The organism is Saliniradius amylolyticus, assembly GCF_003143555.1.
Lineage (GTDB): Bacteria > Pseudomonadota > Gammaproteobacteria > Enterobacterales > Alteromonadaceae > Saliniradius > Saliniradius amylolyticus.
Genome location: NZ_CP029347.1, coordinates 1,127,224 through 1,150,991, shown reverse-complemented (window position 1 = coordinate 1,150,991; position 23,768 = coordinate 1,127,224). Strand labels below are relative to the sequence as shown.

The following is a 23,768-nucleotide window of genomic DNA, read 5'->3' as shown; positions in this document are numbered from 1 at the left end:
CAGTGCCTTTGTACCATCAACCGGATCACCGGCGTCGGCGCCGACAGTACGAACCGCGGCGCCGCAGTATCAAAGACGAAAACATCGACCGCCAAATTCTGGTGCTACACCAGGCCATGCTGGACAAGCTGCAGCGCCATCCCGAGCTGCTTCCCGCCATTTTTGAAGTGCTGGAGCAGCGCCGGGAAATGGGCAAACTCCGCCACGGTGCCTACCTGACCTGGTACTGTGCGCTCGAGCAGCTGACCCGTAATCCCAAGCGCTGTTTCGAAGCGCTGCTGGACGATACCCCCCGAATGCGCAAACTGCGACGTAAAACCCCACTGGTGGGGATACTCACCGAAGAAGAACGGCAACAGGCCCTGACCAGCAATGCCTGCGGCGAAGGCAGTGTGGGGCCGCTGATCGGTCATTAGTCCGGGCAATACAACTTTTTCGGCCTGTTCACCGTAGGGAGTCATGCAATCAACCATTTTTGAGGCCCCCATGTTCGGATTATTCAGCGCTAACCCCAGCAAAAAGTACCGTAAACAACTGTCGAAACTACAGGAGCAGGCCCTCACGGCCCAGCGAAACGGCGATATTCGCCAGTACTCCATGCTCTCCAAAGACGCCGACGACCTGTGGCAGAAAATCCAGCAGATGGAAGCTCAGCAACAAAAATAACGGCCCTGGAGGGCGGTGTGGCATAATACGCACTTTTGATGCAGCACCCTTTGGAGCCTATGACCCCACGCCCCAAAAACAAACGCGCCGACCAGTGGCTACAGCGACTGCTGGACTCCAACCATGCACTGGTGATTCTGTTTTTCTTTTCAGCGCTGGAAGCCACCATTATTCCCGTGCCGCTGGAGCTGGTACTCATTCCCTATATGCTGGCCGAGCGACACAAGATATGGCGCATCGCCTCGGTGGCGCTGGCGGGCTGTCTGTTCGGCGCCAGCATGGGTTACTGGGTCGGCTTTGGGCTATATGAGTCGGTCGGCCAGTGGTTTTTGAGCTACACCGGTGGCCAGGCCCAGTTCAACGAATTTTTAGCTAATATGGAAGGCAATGGCTTCTGGGCCATTTTTATGGTCGGCCTGACCCCGGTGCCCTTTCAGATCGCGCAGCTCGCGGCCGGCGCCAGCCAGTACTCCTACTGGCTGTTTCTCGTCGCCTCCCTGCTGTCCCGCTCGCTGCGCTATTACGGTCTGGCACTGCTAGTCATGTTAATTGGCGAACAGGCCATGACACTGTGGCGTAAACACTCGGTGAGTGTGGGCATTGGTCTTTTAGTGATTCTGGTTATCGGGCTGGGGATTCAGTATTTTTAAGCTGCCCGGAGGCAGACAGGCACTCCCCCAGTCGGCGACGGATATCTGCCAGTATTGGCCTCCTTGCCTTATATGACGTGCCTTCCTTGGCACGCCAGCCCCTTTTAGAAAGACCACAACGCTTTCGGGAAAAGCGTTGAACGTGGGAGCAACGCGACGACGGCCCGTACGGCGAGTATCAGGACGATACGAGTAAAAAGGGGCGAAAAGGTCTTTGGTCGCTGCTGACTTTCCGGGAACCTTGCCGAACCAAGGCTCTAACTACATCGAACCGGCTCAAGGTAGCGTCCTGCAAAGCTATCGCCTCGCGAAATCATCCAGGATTTCGCGTTCGATTGAGCCTTATTTCGGCAAGGGAAAGTCAAAGCGACATATCAATCCCCACCATCATAGTCATCCTAAGCTTGGCTCAGGATCTCAACCGGTAATTATCAAAGTTTCGGCCAGCACCAATGGCCCGTTAAAACACCCTGTGGCGGGCAGACGCCGGAAAAAGTGGGGTCATCTGCTGTCACCCTGAACGTGGTTCAGGGTCCAACACTTTTAGTATTAACTGAAAAGCCAAAATCCAGCTTATATATGGATGCATAATCTGGCCCCCCTGCCAGATACGACAGGCCATTCTGTGGCTCACCGGTCTGGCTTATGCAAGTGTTGAATTGAAGGTAAAGGTCAGTTACCCATGGTGTTCAGAGTTCCTGATAACAGCAATATGACGGCAATCTGCCGGTTTTTGACATTCTTTGCGCCAGACAATGGGGTATAAGCCAATCTATACAAGGCCTGTGGGCTATGGTACAAAAAACCTATTATTGATCTCGAGCAAGACGCCGCGTTTAAACACGGCACTTTGCCGCAGATTAAATTGTTATGCAATTATATGAAGAAGCCTTCGAGAAAGAAAAAGCGTCAAAGAAAGGAGAAGTCCGTTGAAGAATTGCGCGAGCCAAGGTTTTCAGCGCTAGGAGATGCTCTTGAAAGCTTGATGCTCCCCAAGAAGCAGGGATGGCTCTATTTTGGGTTCTTTTTCTTCCTCGCGTTGTTTTTGGGGGTTCATCTATATCAAGCAGCGATTAATTTAGCGGTACCCAATATCCGAACTACAGATACGGTATATTTCGATACAATGCCTACGTGGTTTACGGTCGTCGTGTTAGTTAAGCTTGCGTTCTGGCTGTTTAGCGTGACTTACATAGCTGTCTTCATCAAAAAGCTAATCTGGGACTAAAATGCATAACCAAGCCATTAAATTCGCTCCCTTCGGTCGCCGGACCTCGTTTCACTCGGCCGTTTATGGCAGGCGTTAAGAACCAACAGTAGACAACTCCCCGGGTATCCATAAAATGCTAGATCTTTGGTGGGTTCTTCCCGCCCTGATTCTCCTATCGCTATTAAAAACACCTTGGTTTAAGGGTGTTGCGGGTGAGTGGTTAGTCAAGCTACAGGCAACGCTACGCTTGCCCGAGGGCACTTATCATCCGATACACAACGTAACGCTCCCCACGCCTGACGGCTCTACGCAGATCGACCACATTTTTGTTTCCCGCTTTGGGGTGTTCGTTGTGGAAACCAAGCATATGAAGGGGTGGATCTTTGGCGGGGCGAACCAGGCCCAGTGGACACAAAAAATCTACAGAAAGTCCTTCAAATTTCAAAACCCACTGCACCAAAACTACAAACATATCAAAGCGCTGGAATCATTACTCGATGCCCCGCCCGATGTTATTCATTCAGTTGTTGTCTTCACGGGTGACAGTACATTCAAGTCTTCCATGCCAGCTAATGTCACGAGCGGTGGTGGCTACATTAGCTACATAAAGTCATTCTCTCAGCGGGTAATGACAGAGGCTGAAGTAGCGCAAGTTGTGTCCCAAATTCACTCTGGCCGGTTAGCAGCGAACTGGCACACACATCGTCAGCATGTCCGACAACTCAGAACTCAACCTGATGCCAGGGTGGAGCGAAAATGCCCAAGATGCGGTAATAAGATGGTGCAGCGCACGGCAAAACGGGGCCCGAATGCTGGAAATCCGTTCTGGGGCTGTTCGACCTATCCCAAGTGCAGAGCCGTTGAGAATATCGGTTCAACCTGACCAAGCGTATGATAGTGCGCTAAACACAGCCCGGCAGGCAGTTTCCCTTGACCTGCTCGCCTCTTTAGCTACGTTTGGTAGAAAGCTTTAAAAACTAACGTTCAATCAAGGCCGTATAAGATGGCCGTCTAAGGAGAGACTCTATGAACAGGGTGAAATGGAGCGGTATTGTTTTGTTTTTAATTGGTGTCGCCATGATTATTGTGGCATCTGTAAAGATAAACTCAGCCACCGCGGCTGAGCTGACTCCCCTCTCCCACGCCCAGCCCCACCGGGGCTGGCGATAAATCTACACCCTGGCTGATAACCCCCGGCTCAGTGCCGTGCGGTAAGACAGCCACGCTGGCAACAGCGCCAGCAGCGCCGCCAGCGCCAGTACCACCAACAGATAAATACCGGTGGAGGCGGTCATCGGCAGCGGGCCGATAAACAGGCCAAATTGCTGGCTGAGCAGTGGCCTTGCCAGGGTCAGGCTGCCTGCCAGTATGGCATAGCCCATCACCGCGCCCACCAGCGTAATCAGCACCGCTTCGATCTCAATCAGCAGCAGCACCACCCGGCTGGGCGCGCCAATGGCCCGGAGTACGGCGATTTCCCGCTCCCGCTCTCTGAGTGAGGCCAGCAGCATGGTCATCATGCCAAGCAGGCTGGCCACCAGTACCAGTGCCGCCACCAGAGATAACGCGCCCTGCACCATGCCCATCATTTCCCACAGCTGCGACAGGGCCACGCCGGGGATAATGCCCAGCAGTGCTTCGTCTTTAAACTGGTTCACCTGACGCTGGAACTGCAGCACTCCGATACGGGTTTTTAGGCCCACCAGTAACGCGGTAACCGAGTCCGGCTGGTGATGCTGATGGGCGTGCTCACTATGCTCCTGGTGTTTGGGCTCAGCGTCGTGATCATCATGATGGTCATGACTGTCATGCTTATGCTCGTCATGCTCGTGATGGTCCGCAGGCTTAGGCTTGGCGCCGATGCGCTGGCCGATTTTGGGCCGGGATGAGGTATCATGAATGGCGGCAATGGCGCCCAGATCCACATGCACCGTCTGGTCCACCGGCGTGCCCGTGGGCGACAGAATACCCACAATTTTCAGTGGATGGCCCTTATGCTGGGTAAAGCTCACCTCGCCGGTGCCGTGAGACAGTGTGATGCTCTCATTGAGCTTATATCCGAGTTTTTCGGCCACGGCCGCGCCCAGCACCACTTCCTGCTCGCTGGCAAAGGCCCTGCCCTGCGCAAATGCTAGCGGCTGCTTGTCGCCGTATTTAAAGCGCTCAAAGTAGGCCTCGCTGGTGCCCATCACCGCATAGCCTTTGTGGGAGTCGCCCAATGAAATGGGCACCATCCAGTCCACCTGTGGCGAGTCTTTCAGCGTCTCGACGGTCTGCCAGCTGATGTTGTTGGTGGGGTTACCGATGCGAAACACCGAGTACAGCAGCAGGTTCACCGGCCCGGTGCGCGGTCCCACGATCACATCCACCCCGGAGACGGTGCGGCCAAAACTGGCCTCCAGCTCGTTTTTCAGGTGGTCCACCCCCAGCAGAATAAACACACTCACGGCGATGGAAAAAGCAGTGAGAAAGGCGGTCAGTTTGCGATTCCAGAGACTGGCCCGTGCGATCTTCAGTAACATTACCGCCCCTCCACTTGATTGATTTCGGCCAGATTCTGGTGATGGTCAAAATGCCGCGCCAGATCTTTATCGTGGCTGACGAAGATCACCGTAGCATTGGACTGTTCGGCGCTGCTTAACAGCAATTCGATAAAGTGGTCACGCAGATCACTGTCGAGTGCCGAAGTGGGTTCATCGGCGATGATCAGCTCCGGCTTATTCAGCAGCGCCCGCACCACGGCCACACGCTGCTGCTGGCCTACGCTCAGATCGGAGGCCTTACGCTGAAGGATATCGTCGGTCAGCTCCAACCGTTCAATCAGGGTGTGACGCCAGTCTGCGTCGAGCTGACGACCGCCGCTGAAGCTGGCCGCCAGGGCGATATTGTCTTTAACGCTCAGATACGGCAGCAGGTTAAACTGCTGAAACACCATACCGATATGACGAGCCCGAAAACGGTCCCGTTTACCCGGACTCAACTGATTGATGGCGGTGCCCAATATCTTCACCTGCCCTGATTGCGGGGTCAGCACGCCGCACAGCAGATTCAGTAAGGTGGATTTGCCGGAGCCGGAGGGCCCGTATAAAAACAGGCTGTCGCCGCTGGTCAGCTGCCACTCGGGGATATCCAGCACCGGCGCTTGCTGCCAGGCAAAACGCACATCGGTCAGTTTTACCGCTACCGTCATTATCCGCCCTTCCTCAGTCAGTCCTGTGTCACTAAATCAATCAGCTTCTGGCCGATGACGTTGTTTTCCATCGATCCACGAAATGCCTCAGCGCCCTGCCCGTAGGCAAAAATCTGAATATCCCCGGCGCTGTGATTGAGCGAGGTCCAGCCGGTGATGGTGCGCTCGTTGATCATATCCCGCAGGCGCTGACGAATGATATCGCGCGAGCCGGTCCGGCGATCCCGAACCAGTTGCTTCACCTCTTTATCGGTCAGCTCAAAATCCACTGCGGCGGCCACCAGCTTCGGGGCCTGCTCAGGTTCGGCGGCCAGAATATCGTCCGCCAGTGTCACAATGGCCCGGTGTACCTGTTTTACGATAGCGGGTTTCCACTGCTTGGTATGATAGCCGCCCACACTCAGGCCTCCGGTCTCGTGATCGGCGGTGATCACCAGCAAGGTATTGGGGTGGGCATCCACATAGTCCTTGGCGGCCTGAACGCCATTGGCAAAGTCGGTCATCTCGTACATGGTACAGGCGATATCGTTATCATGGCTGCACCAGTCAATCATGCCGCCTTCGGCCATCAGGAAAAAGGGCTTGCCGGCATCATCGAGCAGGTCGGTGGCCTTGCTGACCATCGTCGCCAGTCGGGTCACGTCTTTATCGTCTGTGTCGACCACATAAGGCAGGTTCACCGGCGCAAACAGGCCCATCAATGGCAGACTGTTGGTCTTTTCCAATTCGGACCAATCGTCGATATAGGTGCCGCCCGCCTGTTTGAATTCCTCGGTCAGATCCCGGTCGTTGCGCACAAAGTAATCGGTACCACCACCCAACAACACATCAAACTTAAACTGGTCCTTAATTTTCTCATCCAGATAGTCATCGGCCAGTTCATGATAGTTACGGCGTGCCTCGTTATGAGCCAGGAAACTTGCTGGTGTGGCGTGGTTAACCTGTACCGTGCTGATAACGCCCGTTTGATAGCCACGCTCTTTGGCCAGCTCCAGCACGGTGGGAACGGGCTGCTTGTTGTTATCCACGGCAATGGCGCCATTGTAGGTTTTAATGCCCGCCGATAAGGCAGTGGCGCCAGCGGCAGAGTCGGTAATCAGGTAGTCATCGTCTGGTGTATTGCGGGACATGCCCACCAGCATCTCGTCCAGCACAGTTGGCCTGGCCGGCCGGCTCTCATCAGCAAAGTAACGATAGGCGGTGGTATGGGAGACCCCCATGCCATCGCCGATCATCAGGATGATATTGGGAGCTGGCTCAGCCTGGGCCACGGAGGCGGCGGCTAACGCCGAAAACAGGAATCTTTTTAGCATCTTACATCCAAAAGTAAGCAGAGAAACAAGGCTATCCTAGTGTAACCGCAGGCACAAAAAAAGCACCCGAAGGTGCTTTTTGTTTGCGATGGATGGCGCGATATTAACGACGCAGACCCAGACGCTTGATCAAATCGCTGTAGCGGTTCAGATCGTTTTTCTTCACATAGTCCAGTAGCTTACGACGACGGCTAACCATGCGCAGCAGACCACGACGAGAGTGGTGATCCTGCTTATGCTCACCGAAGTGGTTTTGCAGCTTGTTGATGTTGGCGCTCAGCAGCGCAACCTGAACTTCAGGAGAACCGGTATCGTTCTCGCCCTGACCGTATTCGGCAACAATTTGTGCAGTTTCTTGTTTCGTTAGTGACATAGCTTACTCCAATAGTGAGACAGGCCGATCACTAATTCAGCCTGTCGAAAAAGAGGCGGCATTATAACGACCCAGCGACAAAACACAAGCAAAACTGCCACTTATCGTCATAAAAGCCACCGATTGCCTTAACTGAAACACACCTCCCCAGCCCTTACGGGGCAAGGGCTTAAGAAAATTTAAGAACTTTTAAGAGGCTATTCAGGCACCTTAAGCCGGGCTTTTCTATGCTGCGTGACGTTCGATTTTGAAAGCTAAAAGGACGACCCATGAATTTGCTTGCTAACAGCCATAAAAATCCGATTGCGGTGATTGTGGTGTTTTTGATCCTTGGCATTTTAGGTGCCACTGCGCTGACGCAGCTACCTGTCCAACTCACGCCCAATATTGAGCGCCCTCAAATCACGGTGGTGAATTTCTGGCGCTCCGCCGCCCCGGAGGAAATGGAGTCTGAGATTGTGCAGCCCCAGGAGGAAGTGTTGCAGTCGGTAGTCGGAGTTGAAAAACTCAGCTCCACCATCCGCGCCGGGCTTGCTTATACCACCATTGAGTTTGCCATCGATGCCAATATGCAGCAGGCCTTTATCGATGTGGTCAGCGCTATTAATCAGGCTCCGGGCCGGCCCCGTGAGGCCGCCGAGCCACAAATTGTGCTCGGTCAACTGGACATGGGTTTCTCAACACTGCTGATCCAGAACCTGAGCGAAGATGGCAACAAGGATTTCAGTGCTTACCAGGAAATGATCAAGCAAAACGTTGCGCCTCGCCTGCGGACCATTGAAGGCATCACCGACGTGAATCTGAACAGTTATCTGGAGGGCGAATTACAGATTACCGTCGACCCCTACCGCATGGCAGCCCTGGGGTTGTCCTTGTCACAGCTGATGCAAAATATCGCCAATGCCAGGGACGTCTCTGGCGGCTTTGCCGAGGTTGGTCGTCGCGAGTACACCGTGCGCTATAACGGCCAGTACAGCACCGAGGAATTTGGCAATATGGTGGTCGCCTACAACGACGGCCGGCCGGTGTACTTGCAGGAAGTGGCAACCGTCACTAAGGGCTATCGTGAACAGCGTAATTTTGCCTACCGCAACAACCAGCCCGCCTTTTACATTACTCTCAGTGCGGCAAAGAACGCCAACACCATTGCCATTATGGATGAACTGAAACAGCGCGTTGGGCAAATCAATGAGCAGATTCTGGCGCCGCACGATCTCAATCTGGTACTGAGCTTTGATCCGTCAACACACATCAAGCGAGCCATTGAGCTGGTCAAAGGCAACCTCGGGATCGGCATTATCCTGGCGATGCTGATGCTCTATGCCATGCTGCGCGGCGTGACCGCCACGCTGCTTATCGGCATTACGATCCCGGTTTCGTTGCTAGCCGCAATCTGGGGGCTGTCGCTGATGGACCGCAGCCTGAATATCATCTCCCTGGCAGGTCTGGCCTTCTCAACCGGCATGGTGCTTGACGCCGCAATTGTGGTGCAAGAAAACATCGTGCGGCTGAGAAGGTCCGGGCTTCCCCTTACCGATGCGGCAATTCAGGGCACCCGAGAGGTTGTCCCTGCCCTGTTTGCCTCAACGCTGACCACCATTGCCATCTTTACCCCCATCATCTTTATGCAGGGCGTCGAGGGGCAGCTGTTTATGGATCTGGCCCTGACCATGACCTTCTCGGTGGGCGCCTCCCTGCTCGCGGCCACGCTGTTACTGCCGGTTGTGGCGGTAATGGCACTGAGACGGGATACAGGCAACAAATCGACCGATGTCTTCTGGCAAAGGCTGGCCGGGTTGTATCAGCGGCTGATGAACACCCGCTTAAAGCAAGCGATTGCCTTTGTCGCGCTGCTGCCAGGGGCCCTGATGATCATCGCCTTAATGATGCCGCGTGCAGACTTCCTTCCTGAAGCCAAGTGGGAGGGCATCATTACCGTATTTAATGTCCCCCCGGGCGCCAACTATGCGGTTCTGGAGAAGGAGATCGGTCAGCTGTTGATAAATCGTCTTGAGCCCTATCGCACGGGTGGCAAAAAGCCGGCCATCCGGGATTACAACATTGCCATGAGCGCGGGGGGACGCGTGTTATTCATCTATCCCAAAGACCCGGCCAAAGTTAAAGACGTGCTAAGACTGCTCAATGAAGAGATTCTGGTCGGGCTGCCAGACACCCAGGCCTTTTCCTTCCAGCAGTCACTACTGAGTATGCGTACCGGTGGCAGTCGCACCGTCTATATGAACTTCAGCGGCGATATTAATCAAACCACGCGCCTGGTGGCCAAGCGGGCCATGGGCCGAATTCAGGACACATTGGCGGGTTCTGTAGTCCGGCCGTTACCCGGCCTGTCCGACAAGCAGCCTGAGCTGAGTGTTGTGCCCGATGATTATGCTCTGGCCCAGTCCGGGGTCACGCGCGCCGATATCGGCAACGCCGTACGGGTACTGACAGACGGGGCTTATGCCGGTGAATATTACGATGGCGACCGTCGTCTTGACATCATTTTAAAAGGGCAGGCCTGGAATACGCCGGAGCAACTTTCCGCTATGCCCATTTATACCCCCGCAGCCGGTGTCAAAACACTGGATCAACTCACGACTCAGCAGCGCACAGTGGGTCCCGTAAGTCTGCGCCATGTTAATGGTCAGCGGGCCCTGACTCTGGCCATTACGCCCCCGGGCAATATTCCGCTTGAAGACGTCATCAGCCGTTTGCGTGACATTATCGGCGAGATCCAGCCAGAACTGGGTGGTCAGGCGTTTATCTCTCTCAGTGGCGGTTCGGATAATCTCAAAGACACCATCAGCACGATGTCGGCGAATTTTGGCTTCGCCATCCTGATTCTGTTCTTACTGATGATGGCGCTGTTTCGCTCTGCGGTGGATAGCCTGTTGGTGCTGCTGTCCACGCCCGTCGCTCTGGCCGGTGGCGTGCTGGCGCTGAGCATCCTTAACCTGTTTACGCATCAGGCGCTGGATTTACTGACCATGATCGGCTTTGTGATCCTCATGGGACTGGTGGTCAATAACGCCATCTTATTGGTGGACAAGACCCGCCGGGCTCAGTCGCAGGGCGCGAGCCTCAACGACGCCATCAGCGAGGCCGTTCGCACACGTATCCGTCCCATTTACATGAGTACCCTGACCTCGGTCATTGGCATGCTGCCGCTGGCGGTGATTCCCGGCATTGGCAGTGAAATCTATCGAGGGTTGGCGGTCGTGATTGTCGGCGGCATGCTCGCCAGCACCCTGTTTATGGTTATCCATATCGCTGTTCTGCTGTCTGTCACCGGACAGCTCACCACATTTACGCGTCGTAAGCCGACGCCCAATACTGTTACCCAATCATAAGGAAGTCACCATGAAAAAACTTATCTATTGCTTTACTGCGCTGTTATTTATTCAGTGGCCCCTGGACGTTCAGGCCAAAGAACCTGCGGCCCCCGTGGTGTCGGTAGTGCCGGTAGCGACTCAACACCTGAGCCCGTCAGTCAAGGTCACAGGACAGGTACAAAGCCGCCTTAAGTCGGATATTTCCGCTGGCGTCAGCGGCAAACTGACCTGGGTTGTGGAACCCGGCAACCAGGTCCGTCAGGGCGATGTCTTGGCCCGGCTTGAAACCCAACCCTGGCAAAACAAGGTGCGCCAGCTGGAACTAAAGATTCAACGCAAAACCATTACCATCAACAAACTGAAAGGTGATTTAGAACGCATGCAGGAATTGCATCACCAGTCGGCTATTTCTCAGCGGGACCTGGACAACCAGTCGGCCGACCTGGCACTGGCTGAGACTGATCTGGAATTACTCAGGGTCGAACTGGACGATGCCAAGGACAAGCTGAGTAAGACTCAGGTGGTGGCGCCGTTTTCAGGCGTCGTTGCTAAGCGCTACCGTCAGGAGGGTCAGGATGTAACCGCCGCTCACGCGATCGTGTATTTGATCAACACTCAAAAGCTTGAGGTGCGGGTCAATGGTCCTTTGGCTTATGCGGATTTTCCCCGTGCTCAGGGCGCCATGACCGTGCACTTCAATAAGGGAGAGACTCGCTTTCCCCTGCGGTCCATCGTGCCGGTCAGCGACGAGCGCTCGCAAACCTTCAGTGCTTATCTGGAAATCCCTGAAGCCGACGCCGGTCAGTTTTATGTGGGCCAGCTGGTGAGTGTGGACCTGCCCAGCGCCTCCCCCGAGCTGAACGCGGTCGTGCCAAGAGATTCATTGATTGTCGGCAAAGAACGGACTCAGGTCTATGTGCTGGATCAGGACGGCAAAGCGAAAGCGGTAGATGTTGAGGTGATAGCCGGTCAGGGTGATAAAGTCAGTGTTAAGGGCAATTTGTCAGAGGGGCAGCGGGTGGTCGTGCGCGGCGGTGAAACGCTGTCGGATGGGCAGCTCGTGCGCGTTCTCACCGCCGAGGAATTCCCTCTGTCGACGATCGCCAGTTAAGCACTGGGGATCTGCTCTAACAGTTCGGCAAAGCCCGGAAAGCCAAAGAGCGACTGATAAAGTGGGTCCACCGGCACCAGTAGTACAGTGGACTGCTTCTGTGCCACGGCCGTTCTAAGCCAGTCGAGTGCCGCGGCCTTGTCGCCCGCTAAAATGGCATAGCGGGCGAGTGCCAGCGGTGGCCGGTAGTGACCGACGTTTTCGGGCAACTCCTGCTCAAGAAAGTGCCTGAAAACCGCCGTCAGCCCGCCTTCATGATACACACGCTCCACCGTCTTAATCCGCAGCTCATCAAACCCCGCTTCAGCCATCAAGACCTTCAGCTTCCTGAATGCGGTTGCTTCCTTACCCTGCATTAATGCGACCCGATGGGCCATAACATGATGACCCCGGCTGTCCACCTCTGAATTGATCAATCGCTGCACTTCCGCCATCGCGAGGTCATACTCGCGCTGCATAAAGTGTACAAAGGTCATATTCACAAACCGATAGTAACTGGGGTTAATGGCCCTAAGCCGATCCAGCTGCTCCCGGGCCTGCTCAAACTTTCCCTGAGTAATCAGAAACTCGCTGTAGGTCAGATAATTAGTGGGCTCATCGGGACCGTATTTCAGTGCGTTTAGGTAGGCGCTGTCGGCGCTTTCAAAATCCCAGTCGGCCAGGAATCGGATGGTTGCCAGCATCAACCAGGCTTCATCATTTTCAGGATCTTTTTCTAAAACATGCTCGGCCAGTGCCCGAATCTCATCCTTGTACAACTGCAGACTGGCAAAACTGGTTTGCGTATGGCTTAACTCAAATTTCGCTCTGGCGATGCCCATGTAGGCGGGTAAATAGTCAGGGTGGCGCTCTAAGACATTACGATAAGTGACGATGGCCTGTTTCAGTTGAGCGCCATCGTTACTCTCTAATGCCTGCCCGGCCACCTCCAACTGCTGGCGAAACGACTCCGACAGCGTCACTGTCTCTGCTTTTTGAGAGTCGACGGGCGTACTCTCTGCAGGCCACCAAAACCACGCAGGGGCCACTAAAGCCACTAAAAAGAGCAGTACTGCACTCGTCCTTTTGACGGAAGACGGGGATTCATTCACCTGGGAAACGGGTTCAGATTGGGCGTTGGCATCTTCTGCCGACTCGGAATCGAAACACTGGGTCTGTGGCAACCACTGGTAGCCAACGCCGCTGATGGTCTTTATATAGATGGGCTGATGACGGTCATCGCCCAGCGCCTTTCTGAGCTTACTGACTGCCACCGAAAGGCTGTCTTCGTTGACGACACGATCCGGCCATAACTGTTCGAGTAACTCAGACTTTCTAATCACCCGGCCATCAGAGCGACAGAACAACTCCAACAGTTGGCTAACCTTTTGTTCTAACGGTTGCGGATATCCGTTCTGACTGAGGGTATTTTGCTTAGCATTAAAGGTTTTATCGGAAAATTGATACTGCCCTGTCACAGCACCGGCTCCCTTGAGTTCGCAGGTCTAGTAGCAGGACAGTATCTATCAGCCCATAAAGAATGGCAAATCAGCACGTTAGTCTGTGTTAGAAATCGCGTACAACCAGTCTCTGGGGTGACAGCCGCCCTTTGCTGACCAGGCCCACACCGACAAATTCACCACTCAGGTAAACCCGGGTTTGGCCGTCGATGTCAGTGTCGGCATTGATCGAGTTTCCGTTTAAGAAGTAGCGGGCCCGTTCTTCGCTGATGCTCAGCTCGGGCAAACGTTTCACTGTGCTGTCCATGGGCAGAAGATGCGCATCCAGTGGCTGCCAGTTACCGGTTTCCCGTGGCTGGTGCTGGTCGGCAAGCTGCTGTAACTGCTCGATGGTGACCATTTTGTTCACCGGATAATCGGCCACAGCCGTGCGATGCAAGCGGGTCACGTAGGCCCCACAGCCCAGGTTCTGACCTAGGTCATCCACCAGTGAGCGGATGTAGGTCCCCTTGGAGCAGTGCACTTCCAGATCCAGCTCATCACCGTCCAACCGGGTGATGTCGATGCTGAAAATGGTGATGGGCCGCGCTTCTCTGGGGACTTCGATACCCTGACGGGCATAGGTATACAAGGGTTTACCCTGATACTTCAGGGCCGAGAACATGGACGGCACCTGCTCACTGTCGCCGGCAAACGCTTCTACCGCCTCGCGGATTTGTGCCTCGCTGACATCCACCGGCTTGCGCTCGACCACCTCACCATCAGCATCGGAGGTGGTGGTGCGAATGCCCAGCTTTGCCGTAACCGAGTAGCGCTTGTCCGCATCCAGCAGAAACTGGGAAAACTTGGTGGCCTCACCCAGGCAAATGGGCAACATGCCGGTCGCCAGCGGGTCCAGGGCTCCGGTGTGACCGGCCTTGGCGGCGTGGAAGATACCGCGCACCTTTTGCAGGGCCTGATTGGATGACCACTCAAGCGGTTTATCGAGTAAGACTACGCCGTGAATATCACGGCCTTTACGTCGCTTGGCCACCTGACTTAAGACTCCTCAGACTCTTCGGCATCCGGGTCGCGACCAGCCTTGCGGGCCCGTTCACGATCTTCCTCGACGGTTTTCGATACCAGGCTGGAAATACGCACACCCTCGGTCAGACTGGTGTCCTGCAAAAAGCGCAGAGCCGGTACCGTGCGGCTGGTTAAACGCTTTGACAGCAGGCTGCGAATAAAACCTTTGTTTTCTTCCAAAATCGCCAGCTGCTCTTTGACTTTCTCGTCGTCGCTTTCGAACAGCGTCACATAGATCTTGGCATGGGCCAGATCTTTGCTGACCTCGGCACCGGAGACGGTCACCAGACCCAAACGAGGGTCACGGTCTTTCATCTCAAACTGTAAAATACTGGCCACTTCCTGATGCACCACCTGGGCGACGCGGTCGGTACGGGAAAATTCTCTTGCCATCTTTGACTCCAGACAGAAACGGAGGCCTTACGCCCCCGTTTAATTCTACTATTAGCTTGTGGTGGCGTTAATTAAAGCTCGCGCTTCACTTCCACCACTTCGAAGACCTCAATCTGGTCGCCGACTTTGACGTCATTGTAGTTCTTAACGCCGATACCGCATTCCATGCCTTTCTTCACATCCTGGACATCGTCCTTAAAGCGGCGCAGTGACTCCAGTTCACCTTCGTAGATCACCACGTTATCGCGCAATACACGGATGGGGGCACTGCGTTTAACCACACCTTCGGTGACCATACAACCGGCGATGGCGCCAATCTTGGGTGACTTGAACACGTCCCGCACTTCGGCCAGACCAATGATCTGTTGTTTGAAGTCGGGCGACAGCATACCGCTCATGGCCGCTTTCACTTCGTCGATAAGATCATAGATGACGCTGTAGTAACGCAGGTCGATGTCTTCGTTCTCAATGGCCTTACGGGCCGAAGCATCGGCACGCACGTTAAAGCCGACAATGATGGCGCCGGACGCCGAGGCCAACGAGGCGTCGGTTTCGGTGATACCACCCACACCACTGCCCACGATGTTGACTTTCACTTCGTCGGTCGACAGCTTGGCCAGAGATTCGGCAATGGCTTCCACCGAGCCTTGTACGTCAGCTTTCAGTACCACGTTCAGCTCATGAACATCACCGGATTCCATATCGGCAAACATGTTCTCCAGCTTGGCTTTCTGCTGTTTCGCCAGCTTAAGCTCACGCTGCTTTTGACGACGGTGATCGGCCACTTCACGGGCTTTCTTGTCGTCTTTCACAACCAGAGCGTCATCACCGGCGGACGGCACACCCGACAGACCTAAGATTTCGACCGGCGTAGACGGACCCGCTACTTTAACTTCATTGCCACTCTCGTCACGCATGGCGCGAACACGGCCATACTCGAAGCCACATAGCAGGATATCGCCAGCATTCAGCTGCCCTTCCTGAACCAGGATGGAGGCAACCGGCCCACGGCCTTTATCCAGGCGCGACTCGATAACAATACCCTTGGCCGGGCCTTCGGCGACGGCTTTCAGATCTAACACTTCCGATTGCAGAGTAATGGCTTCCAGCAGCCCATCAATGCCCATACCGGTCTTGGCGGAGACATTCACAAACTGGTGCTCGCCACCCCATTCTTCGGAGATGACTTCCATCTGGGACAGCTCGGTCTTAACACGATCCGGGTCTGCACCCTCTTTATCCATCTTGTTCACCGCCACAATCAGCGGTACGCCAGCAGCACGAGCGTGCTGGATGGCTTCTTTGGTCTGTGGCATTACGCCGTCATCGGCAGCCACGACCAGCACAACGATATCAGTCGCGGTGGCACCACGAGCACGCATGGCGGTAAAGGCCGCGTGTCCGGGTGTATCCAGGAAGGTCACCTTGCCGTTTTCAGTATCGACGCTATAAGCACCAATGTGCTGAGTAATACCGCCGGCTTCGCCGGAGGCTACCTTGGCGCGACGAATGTAGTCGAGCAGCGAGGTTTTACCATGGTCGACGTGACCCATGATGGTGACCACCGGCGCACGGTTGATCGCCTCACCTTCGTTCGACTCGGTCAGCAGCTCATCTTCCAGCGCGTTGTCATTGACCAGCTCATATTTATGACCCAACTCTTCCACCACCAACACGGCAGTGTCTTGATCCAGCACCTGGTTAATCGTGACCATCTCACCCATTTTCATCATCACTTTGATGACCTGAGTGGCTTTGATGGCCAGTTTATTTGCAAGGTCGGCAACGGTGATGGTTTCACCCAGCTTCACCACTTTTTCAACGGGCTGGGCGGGTTTCTTAAATCCGTGCATTAAATCGGCACCTGCATTTTTCTTTTTCTTGGGTTTACGGCGGCGTGTAGACGTTCGCTCGTACTGCATATCTTCCTCGTCTTCTGCCTCCTGGGCATAACGATTGGAATGCATATGCACTTCTTCCGCCTCCTGTTTACGGCGGCGCTCTTCTTCTTCTTTCCAGCGACGTTCGTTCTCTTCCGCCAACTTACGGGCTTGCTCTTCCGCTTCCTTGGCTTCCTGCTCAAGCTTGCGCTTGGCTTCTTCTTCCTGCTGCTTACGCAGGGCTTCGGCCTCTTCTTCGGCCTTCTGGCGGGCGGCAAGCTGCTCAGGGGTCAGACTCTCTTCTTCCTGTTTACGCTTTTCCGCTTCGGCCTTGGCGCGAGCGCGCTCTTCCTCGGCCTTACGCTTGATTTCCGCTTCTTTCTTGGCCCGTTCTTCGGCCTGACGCTTGGCCTCGGCTTCCGCTTTGCGCTTGGCTTCTTCCCGTTCTTTCTCAATACGGGCTTGTTCCTCAGCCTGACGCTTGGCCTCTTCCTCGGCACGTTGCTTCTCTTCAATCTCCGAGCGTTTCACGTAGGTGCGTTTCTTGCGCACTTCTACCTTCACCGCCTTGGACTTACCCGATGAGTTCACATTCAGGGTACTGGTGGTACGACGTTTCAGCGTCATACGCTTGGGCTCGGCGCCCTTGTCGTTACCGTGCTGTTTGCTTAAATGATCCAGCAACTGGCGCTTTTCATCTTCATTGACCTGATCGTTAGGTCCTTTCTTGATGCCCGCGTCAGCAAACTGCTTCACCAAACGGTCAACCGATGTGCCAATATCACCGGCAAGTTTTTCTACGGATACTTCTGCCATGTGTCGTTGTTCCTCCCGTTGACCTTATTCTTCATTAAACCAAACGATGTTGCGGGCTGCCATGATCAGCTCAGCGGCTTTCTCTTCGCTCAGATCTTCAATATCGCTGATGTCATCCACCCCTTGCTCGGCAAGACTTTCCAGATCGATTACGCCCCGGCTGGCCAACTGATAGGCCAGGTGCTTATCGATCCCTTCCAGATTCAACAGCTCTTCTTTCGGTTCATTGCCTTCCAGGGACTCCTCACTGGCCAGTGCCTGAGTGGTCAGGAAGGCTCGCGCCCGCTCGCGCAGCTCTTCAATCATGTCTTCATCCAGCCCTTCAATCACTTCCAGCTCGCTGCTGGGTACATAGGCGATTTCTTCCAGGGTGGTGAAGCCTTCCTCTGCCAGCACAGCGGCAAATTCTTCGTCGATATCCAGCGCAGTAACAAACTTGTCGATAATCTTGCTGGTTTCTTCTTCGTGCTTGGCATTCAGGTCTGCCACTGTCATCACATTCAGCTCCCAGCCGGTCAACTGACTGGCTAAGCGAACATTCTGACCGTTACGACCAATGGCCTGTGCCAGGTTGTCGTCTTCGACTGCGACGTCCATGGTGTGGTTGTCTTCATCCACAATGATGGACGCTACTTCGGCCGGAGCCATGGCGTTAATCACAAACTGGGCCGGGTTTTCATCCCATAAGACAATGTCCACGCGCTCACCGCCCAGTTCACCGGAAACGGCCTGTACCCGAGAACCACGCATGCCCACACAGGCACCAACAGGGTCCAGACGCTTGTCATTGGTCTTAACCGCAATCTTAGCTCGCGAGCCTGGATCGCGCGCTGCAGAGCGAATCTCCAGCACTTCTTCGGCGATTTCCGGCACCTCGATGCGGAACAACTCCACCAGCATATCCGGGTGAGTTCGGCTGATAAACAACTGAGCACCACGGGCTTCCGGGCGGATAGTGAACAGCAAGCCACGCACCCGGTCACCGGGGCGGAATGTTTCGCGAGGCAGCATGTCTTCACGGAAGATCACACCCTCGGCGTTGTTGCCCAGGTCGACAATGATGTTGTCGCGGTTCACTTTTTTCACCGTGCCGGTAATCAACTCACCCACACGGTCTTCGTATTCGGCCAGTACCTGGGCCCGCTCCGCTTCGCGCACCTTCTGCACGATAACCTGCTTGGCGGTTTGGGTGGTGATACGGTCAAAAGCGATTGATTCAATCTGCTCTTCAACATAATCACCCACTTGTACATCCGGTTCATCGATTTGTGCCGCTGACAGCGTCAGCTCCGCGTACGGGTTTTCCTGCGGCTGATCATCGGGAATCACCAACCAGCGACGGTAGGTATCAAAATCGCCCGTTTCCTCGTCGATGTCCACACGCACTTCGATGTCACCGTGGTTCTTCTTCTTGGTGGCACTTGCAATGGCGTATTCCAACGCTTCAAAAATCTTTTCCCGTGGGACTTGCTTCTCGTTGGATACCGCTTCAGCCACTAATAGAATTTCTTTATTCATGCCCTGTTGCCTCACTAAACCGTCACTAAAGAAGTCGGTTACTTCTTAAGTTCACTCATTGTCCCTCGACTAGTCGAAAACGGGAACCAGATTGCCTTTTTCGATATTGTCGATGACCAGCTCAAAGGTCTCGCCATCCACCTCGATCGTTAAGATGCCGTCTTCAACACTCAGCACCTTACCCTTAAATTTGCGTCTGTTGTCCATTGGCGTGCGCAGCCTTACCGATACGGTTTCCCCGATCACGGCCGCATAATGCTCAGCCTTAAATAAGGGACGATCCATTCCCGGCGACGACACCTCAAGGTTATACTCGGTGTTGATGGGATCTTCCACGTCCAAAATAGCACTGACCTGATGACTCACATCGGCGCAGTTATCTACCGAGATGCCGTTAGCATGGTCGATGTAAATCCTTAGCGTCGAGTGTTTGCCCGCCGCCACAAACTCTACCCCCAACAATTCGAAGCCCAGGGCTTCAACCGCAGGAGTCAGCATGTCGGTCAGGGTTTGTTCGATTCTTGCCAAAACCAAGCTCCAAATACAAAAAAAGGGCGTAAACGCCCAGACCTCATTTCGGGTTGCCCCGTTAGACTGTCAGCCCCGATGCCTGGCATCGGCGCAGTTTCTGAGGAATAACAAAAAGCCCCGTACAAGCGGGGCTTTTTATCTCTGGACCCTTGTCCACTATACTACCTTGAATCCGGCGCATTGCCCAATTCATAAAAGTGGTTGCGGGAGCTGGATTTGAACCAACGACCTTCGGGTTATGAGCCCGACGAGCTACCAGACTGCTCCATCCCGCGTCAGAAACTTGCTCTTGCTGCGTCGCTGTTTAGCGCCTCGCCTCAAGATGGTGCGTATTATACATAGCCTTTGAGGTCACGCAAGGGCTATTATGAATTTTTCATTAAACACGTGCACACTTGGTTATTTCGCACTCAGATCGTGCAAAACACCGTCATAATTGACATTTTTTAAACGGTTTTGTTCCCTTCTAATTTAGACAGACTCCCGGGTTGCACATAGACTTACTCCCACAGTGGCGGTCTTGGAGTACTAAATTATCACTTTGGGATACGGACAATCATGAACATTAAGCCGGATGCCAGCCAATCCCCTTATTGGCGACCACTCATCGCGCTCGTCATTATTCTGAGTGTTAGCGCGACGGTGTATGCACTTTTGCAACATGCCGACTCGTTGACTCAATCTTCTGCCCGGATCAACGTCACCCCTTTTGAGCATGCCCCCACCTCAAAAACGGCCACAAACCATCCCATTCCGTTGAATGGTCCGGTTGCCGGGCCTGAATTCGGGCCCAAAGCCACCTGGTACCGGTTGGATGTCACACTCCCAAAACCCGATAGCGATTGGGTGTTACTGCTCGATAATCCAATGATTGATGCCCTTGATGTGTATCAGGTAGATAATGGTCACGTCATCAACAGTTATTTTCTGGGTGATTTGCGGGCCCAGCCAGATCTCAAACATGCCCTGCCCCATGTAACGTTCCGAGCGTCAGGACAGTCGGCGCAGTTCATTGTGCGAAGCCAGACTCAGGGAGCGCCTTATATTCCTTTTGTGGTTTTTAGTCAGACCGACTTTACGCTCTACGCGCACCTGATCTTCTTCCTATGGGGAGGGTTTGTCTGCATTGTTCTGGTAACAGCGGTTTACAACCTGATTCTTTTTGTCGGGAGTCGAGACAAGTTATACCTGATTTATACCGGTTATGTGCTGGCAGTGATGATCACACTGGGCGTGGTCCACGGCTTTGCCCATTTTCTATTCCCCGACAACGCCTACCACCTGTTAGCCCGGCACACTATCTCCACTTATTATCTCACCGCGTTTTTCAGTCTCTGGTTCGCTTTACTTTATTTACGCTACAACACAGACACTAACCCTGCGCTATACAAATTAGGGAAAACCTTCGCATTTTTATTGCTTGGCGGTGCCATCCTCACAGCCCCTCTGGCAGAGTATCAGTCGGCACAACTGTTCTTCGGAGTGCAGCTATTGCTCTACCTGTTTGCCCTTTATTTGATGGCGCGAAAGCTAAAAAAAGAGTTCCAATGGGCTCGCTACTACTTCATTTCCTGGCTGCCGCTGTATATAGGCGCGGCTATCGGTCCATTGATGATGTCCGGCTATCTTGAATACAGCTTTTGGAGTCGTCATGCGTTGCTTCTTGGCGTCATGTTCGAGATCACTTTTATGTCCATGGCGCTGGCCGACAGGTTGCGCCATTACCAACATGAACATCTTCGCCTGGCGACTCATGATCCGGAGTCTCAACTGCCTAACCAGTCTTTTCTGGCTTTTTCGTTGCAAACCGATGTCGCAGAGAAAACACAGCCGTTAACCTTAATCATGGTCGAGTTGACCAACATTCAAGCGATCCAGCCTTATATCACCCGGCAAGGCTTTATGGAACTTCAGGAGCGTTTGAAACGTCATCTGGAAAGTCAGCTTCAGGGAATGGGCATTGCACTCTATCCCCTTCGTCTCGGGCGAGAGCATTCATTAAGTGTCCTGTTGAGACACGATGTGCTGGCGTTTATCGGCATGGGGCATATTGATCACCACGCCAGCATACTGACACAACAAGCCGATAAACTCTCTTTGCAGCAAACCATCGATGATCTTAATGTTAATATCAAGGCGGTCACGGGTGTGGCAGAGTTCAACGCACAAGGCGACAAAATCGAGCAAAGTATCAATGCAGGCTATCAGGCGATTGAAAAAGCTCACGAGCAGCGAACTCAGATGGCGGCGTACTATGCAGAATCTGCTCAGTTTTATGAGCGACAAATCATTCTCGCCAGTGAACTGTCCAAGGCTCTGTCCAATGAGCAGTTTTGCTTATATTACCAGCCTCAGGTCGAATTAGAATCACTGCGTATCTATGGTGCAGAAGCGCTTATTCGTTGGCATCATCCTAGTCTTGGCTGGATTTATCCCGATCAGTTTATTCCCATCGCGGAAGCAACCGGCATGATCACACCACTCACTCGCTGGGTGATTCGCCAGAGCCTGACTGACCTGGAGGACATGGCCTCAACCACCCCATCCTTATCCGTCAATGTATCAACGCAGGACGTGTGCAACGAGACATTCTGCGACTTCCTGGATGGCGTAATGACTGCCAGATCTGTCTCTGTCACTTCCCGTCTGACACTGGAAGTGACAGAGACAACCAACATCACCGAAGCTGAACAGTTTGAGCGCAACCTACAGCGGATCAAGTCAATGGGCGTTAACGTCGCCATTGATGATTTTGGTACCGCTTACGCCTCACTACAGTACATCAGCTCCCACGGTTTCGATAAACTGAAGCTGGATAAGGCTTTTATTCTCAACCTTGCCACCTCCCAAAAGAATCAAATGATCACCAAAGCCACCGTCAGCATGGCCAAGAGCCTCAAGATTGAGCTTGTCGCCGAAGGTATTGAAGACGAGCAAACCGTCAACCTGCTCGTCTCAATGGGATGCCTTATTGGTCAGGGCTATTATTTTGCCCGCCCTATGCCCAAAAACGACTATCTGGTTTGGGTAGATAGCATCACAGCGCCCGCCGGTACCGACGCGTAAGCCGGGCTAAACGCAGCTGGTCTGTTATCAACGAAAACAGCGGTCCAATCTGTCGCTTGGGTAATTTGCCATCGCTCATGCGCCTTAGCTGGCGACGCACCATGGCCATGGTTGCAAGACCACTTAGGGTCTTGTCTCTAAAATCAGCCTTAGGCACGGGCGATGCGTACTCGTCTTGCAGCCAGCGTACCGGTAAGTCCGGTGTTTGAGCGAGAGCACTGGCAATCCCCACCAGGCTCACCCCCGATGCCAATACCGCCGCGGCAGTTGCACGTTGGGTTATGCCACCTGTGGTCATCAGTGGCATTCGGGCCACATCCAGCATCTGAGTCGCGAACTCCAGAAAGTAAGCCTCACGGGCCAGCGTACGGTCATCGGCGCTACGCCCCTGCATGGCCGGTGCCTCATAACTGCCACCAGAGAGTTCGATAAAATCCATTCCCATGTCGTTGAGCATTGCAATGACGGCTTTAGCGTCTTTTACATCAAAACCACCGCGCTGAAAGTCGGCAGAATTCAGCTTCACCGAAAGGGAGAACTCTGGGCTCACCGACTGCTTTACGGCCTTAATCACTTCCAACAGTAGCCGGGCACGGTTTTCCAGACTTCCTCCCCAGCGATCCTGACGGACGTTGGTCAGTGGCGACAGAAACTGTGCCAGCAGATAGCCGTGTGCGGCGTGAATCTGCACGCCGTCAAACCCGGCTTGTTCGGCGCGCCAAGCGGTGACTGAAAAGCGCTCTATCACTTCCTGAATATCCGTCTCAGACATGGCTCGGGGCTTGGCAAACAACCCGGAGTGCTTACCCATACTCAGAGGTACATCCGACGCTGACCATGCTTTTCCGCCCATTTTGGCAAACACCTGTCGGCCCGGATGATTAATCTGCATCACAATTTTGCCGCCCTTGGTGTGCACGCAACGAGCCCAATTTTTAAAGGGCTCGAGATCGCTACCGGCTTCCAACGCCACACCACCCGGGCCAGTCATGGCCAGACGATCGATCATCACATTCCCGGTAATCAGTAATCCAGCCCCTCCCTGTGCCCATTGTTCATATAACCGAAACAACGGCGGCCCGGGCAACCGATTCGCTTCGGCCAGGTTTTCTTCCATGGCGGCTTTGACGATGGGGTTTGCCAGGGTAAGTCCGCTCGGCAAGGTCAAGGATTGGGAAATAAATTCATTCATAATGACTACCTGATTAATGACAC

General features: G+C 54.0%; 19 protein-coding genes and 1 tRNA gene. 8 read left to right on the top strand and 12 right to left on the bottom strand.

The features are described from left to right. The first annotated feature begins 2 nt into the window (after positions 1–2). The 5 genes from HMF8227_RS05450 to HMF8227_RS05430 all read left to right on the top strand — a co-directional run bounded on the left by HMF8227_RS05450 (position 3) and on the right by HMF8227_RS05430 (position 3,409). Positions 3–416, top strand: coding sequence for a hypothetical protein (locus tag HMF8227_RS05450; protein ID WP_239421213.1), 414 nt, complete (start codon positions 3–5; stop codon positions 414–416). Positions 417–459: 43 nt separating this feature from the next. After that, complete coding sequence (locus tag HMF8227_RS05445) at positions 460–666, top strand: DUF6435 family protein (RefSeq protein WP_239421212.1); 207 nt, start codon at positions 460–462, stop codon at positions 664–666. 59 nt (positions 667–725) lie between these two features. Beyond that, positions 726–1,316, top strand: a complete 591-nt coding sequence (locus HMF8227_RS05440; protein ID WP_239421210.1) for a YqaA family protein — start codon at positions 726–728, stop codon at positions 1,314–1,316. 880 nt (positions 1,317–2,196) lie between these two features. After that, the gene (locus tag HMF8227_RS05435) at positions 2,197–2,544 is read left to right on the top strand and encodes a hypothetical protein (protein ID WP_109339212.1); all 348 of its coding nucleotides are present in this window, start codon (positions 2,197–2,199) and stop codon (positions 2,542–2,544) included. A gap of 115 nt (positions 2,545–2,659) precedes the next feature. After that, positions 2,660–3,409 carry a nuclease-related domain-containing protein gene (locus tag HMF8227_RS05430; RefSeq protein ID WP_109339211.1) on the top strand — a complete coding sequence of 250 codons (750 nt, stop codon included), beginning with the start codon at positions 2,660–2,662 and terminating at the stop codon, positions 3,407–3,409. Positions 3,410–3,698: 289 nt separating this feature from the next. Here the strand turns inward: HMF8227_RS05430 and HMF8227_RS05425 are convergent, their stop codons facing one another. From HMF8227_RS05425 to rpsO, 4 genes are all read right to left on the bottom strand, one after another. Then, positions 3,699–5,048 (bottom strand): ABC transporter permease, encoded by a 1,350-nt coding sequence (locus HMF8227_RS05425; protein WP_109339210.1) that lies wholly within the window; start codon positions 5,046–5,048, stop codon positions 3,699–3,701. Then, the gene (locus HMF8227_RS05420; protein ID WP_204101035.1) at positions 5,048–5,716 is read right to left on the bottom strand and encodes an ABC transporter ATP-binding protein; all 669 of its coding nucleotides are present in this window, start codon (positions 5,714–5,716) and stop codon (positions 5,048–5,050) included. Before HMF8227_RS05420 ends, HMF8227_RS05425 begins: the two co-directional genes overlap by 1 nt. 17 nt (positions 5,717–5,733) lie before the next feature. Beyond that, complete coding sequence (locus HMF8227_RS05415) at positions 5,734–7,029, bottom strand: alkaline phosphatase (RefSeq protein ID WP_109339208.1); 1,296 nt, start codon at positions 7,027–7,029, stop codon at positions 5,734–5,736. A 103-nt stretch (positions 7,030–7,132) separates the two neighbouring features. After that, complete coding sequence (gene rpsO, locus HMF8227_RS05410) at positions 7,133–7,402, bottom strand: 30S ribosomal protein S15 (protein WP_109339207.1); 270 nt, start codon at positions 7,400–7,402, stop codon at positions 7,133–7,135. Between the two features lie 269 nt (positions 7,403–7,671). Here rpsO and HMF8227_RS05405 point away from each other — a divergent pair, with 269 nt between their 5' ends. Together HMF8227_RS05405 and HMF8227_RS05400 are read left to right on the top strand one after the other, a co-directional pair. Beyond that, a complete protein-coding gene (locus HMF8227_RS05405) occupies positions 7,672–10,752 on the top strand; it encodes an efflux RND transporter permease subunit (RefSeq protein WP_109339206.1) in 3,081 nt (1,026 codons plus the stop codon). Positions 10,753–10,762: 10 nt separating this feature from the next. Beyond that, positions 10,763–11,845 (top strand): efflux RND transporter periplasmic adaptor subunit, encoded by a 1,083-nt coding sequence (locus HMF8227_RS05400; RefSeq protein ID WP_109339205.1) that lies wholly within the window; start codon positions 10,763–10,765, stop codon positions 11,843–11,845. Here the strand turns inward: HMF8227_RS05400 and HMF8227_RS05395 are convergent. From HMF8227_RS05395 to HMF8227_RS05365, 7 genes are all read right to left on the bottom strand, one after another. After that, positions 11,842–13,302 carry a winged helix-turn-helix domain-containing protein gene (locus HMF8227_RS05395; RefSeq protein WP_109339204.1) on the bottom strand — a complete coding sequence of 487 codons (1,461 nt, stop codon included), beginning with the start codon at positions 13,300–13,302 and terminating at the stop codon, positions 11,842–11,844. The genes HMF8227_RS05400 and HMF8227_RS05395 overlap by 4 nt on opposite strands. 88 nt (positions 13,303–13,390) lie before the next feature. Then, positions 13,391–14,317 (bottom strand): tRNA pseudouridine(55) synthase TruB, encoded by a 927-nt coding sequence (gene truB, locus HMF8227_RS05390; protein WP_109339203.1) that lies wholly within the window; start codon positions 14,315–14,317, stop codon positions 13,391–13,393. A gap of 5 nt (positions 14,318–14,322) precedes the next feature. Next, on the bottom strand, positions 14,323–14,742 hold the full coding sequence (rbfA, locus tag HMF8227_RS05385; RefSeq protein ID WP_109339202.1) for a 30S ribosome-binding factor RbfA: 420 nt from the start codon (positions 14,740–14,742) through the stop codon (positions 14,323–14,325). Between the two features lie 71 nt (positions 14,743–14,813). Next, positions 14,814–17,438 carry a translation initiation factor IF-2 gene (gene infB, locus HMF8227_RS05380; protein ID WP_109339201.1) on the bottom strand — a complete coding sequence of 875 codons (2,625 nt, stop codon included), beginning with the start codon at positions 17,436–17,438 and terminating at the stop codon, positions 14,814–14,816. Positions 17,439–17,462: 24 nt separating this feature from the next. Continuing rightward, the gene (nusA, locus tag HMF8227_RS05375) at positions 17,463–18,956 is read right to left on the bottom strand and encodes a transcription termination factor NusA (RefSeq protein ID WP_109339200.1); all 1,494 of its coding nucleotides are present in this window, start codon (positions 18,954–18,956) and stop codon (positions 17,463–17,465) included. Positions 18,957–19,025: 69 nt separating this feature from the next. After that, positions 19,026–19,484, bottom strand: coding sequence for a ribosome maturation factor RimP (gene rimP / locus HMF8227_RS05370; RefSeq protein WP_109339199.1), 459 nt, complete (start codon positions 19,482–19,484; stop codon positions 19,026–19,028). Between the two features lie 201 nt (positions 19,485–19,685). Then, positions 19,686–19,762 (bottom strand) — tRNA-Met (locus HMF8227_RS05365). A 283-nt stretch (positions 19,763–20,045) separates the two neighbouring features. On the opposite strand from HMF8227_RS05365, the gene HMF8227_RS05360 reads away from it, so the two are divergent. After that, positions 20,046–22,553: an EAL domain-containing protein gene (locus tag HMF8227_RS05360; RefSeq protein WP_109339198.1), complete on the top strand. Its 2,508-nt coding sequence runs from the start codon at positions 20,046–20,048 to the stop codon at positions 22,551–22,553. On the opposite strand, the gene HMF8227_RS05355 is transcribed toward HMF8227_RS05360, so the two are convergent. Continuing rightward, positions 22,525–23,745 (bottom strand): NADH:flavin oxidoreductase/NADH oxidase family protein, encoded by a 1,221-nt coding sequence (locus HMF8227_RS05355; protein WP_109339197.1) that lies wholly within the window; start codon positions 23,743–23,745, stop codon positions 22,525–22,527. The two genes, HMF8227_RS05360 and HMF8227_RS05355, sit on opposite strands and share 29 nt — an antisense overlap. Positions 23,746–23,768: the final 23 nt, after the last annotated feature.

Bases quoted from the DNA above. Each gene is read 5' to 3' on its own strand.
- HMF8227_RS05420 (WP_204101035.1), bottom strand. From the start codon at position 5,716: ATGACGGTAGCGGTAAAACTGACCGATGTGCGTTTTGCCTGGCAGCAA.
- rpsO (WP_109339207.1), bottom strand. From the start codon at position 7,402: ATGTCACTAACGAAACAAGAAACTGCACAAATTGTTGCCGAATACGGT.
- HMF8227_RS05425 (WP_109339210.1), bottom strand. From the start codon at position 5,048: ATGTTACTGAAGATCGCACGGGCCAGTCTCTGGAATCGCAAACTGACC.
- HMF8227_RS05355 (WP_109339197.1), bottom strand. From the start codon at position 23,745: ATGAATGAATTTATTTCCCAATCCTTGACCTTGCCGAGCGGACTTACC.
- infB (WP_109339201.1), bottom strand. From the start codon at position 17,438: ATGGCAGAAGTATCCGTAGAAAAACTTGCCGGTGATATTGGCACATCG.
- nusA (WP_109339200.1), bottom strand. From the start codon at position 18,956: ATGAATAAAGAAATTCTATTAGTGGCTGAAGCGGTATCCAACGAGAAG.
- HMF8227_RS05360 (WP_109339198.1), top strand. From the start codon at position 20,046: ATGAACATTAAGCCGGATGCCAGCCAATCCCCTTATTGGCGACCACTC.
- HMF8227_RS05445 (WP_239421212.1), top strand. From the start codon at position 460: ATGCAATCAACCATTTTTGAGGCCCCCATGTTCGGATTATTCAGCGCT.
- rbfA (WP_109339202.1), bottom strand. From the start codon at position 14,742: ATGGCAAGAGAATTTTCCCGTACCGACCGCGTCGCCCAGGTGGTGCAT.
- HMF8227_RS05405 (WP_109339206.1), top strand. From the start codon at position 7,672: ATGAATTTGCTTGCTAACAGCCATAAAAATCCGATTGCGGTGATTGTG.
- HMF8227_RS05400 (WP_109339205.1), top strand. From the start codon at position 10,763: ATGAAAAAACTTATCTATTGCTTTACTGCGCTGTTATTTATTCAGTGG.
- HMF8227_RS05435 (WP_109339212.1), top strand. From the start codon at position 2,197: ATGAAGAAGCCTTCGAGAAAGAAAAAGCGTCAAAGAAAGGAGAAGTCC.
- HMF8227_RS05440 (WP_239421210.1), top strand. From the start codon at position 726: ATGACCCCACGCCCCAAAAACAAACGCGCCGACCAGTGGCTACAGCGA.
- HMF8227_RS05430 (WP_109339211.1), top strand. From the start codon at position 2,660: ATGCTAGATCTTTGGTGGGTTCTTCCCGCCCTGATTCTCCTATCGCTA.
- HMF8227_RS05415 (WP_109339208.1), bottom strand. From the start codon at position 7,029: ATGCTAAAAAGATTCCTGTTTTCGGCGTTAGCCGCCGCCTCCGTGGCC.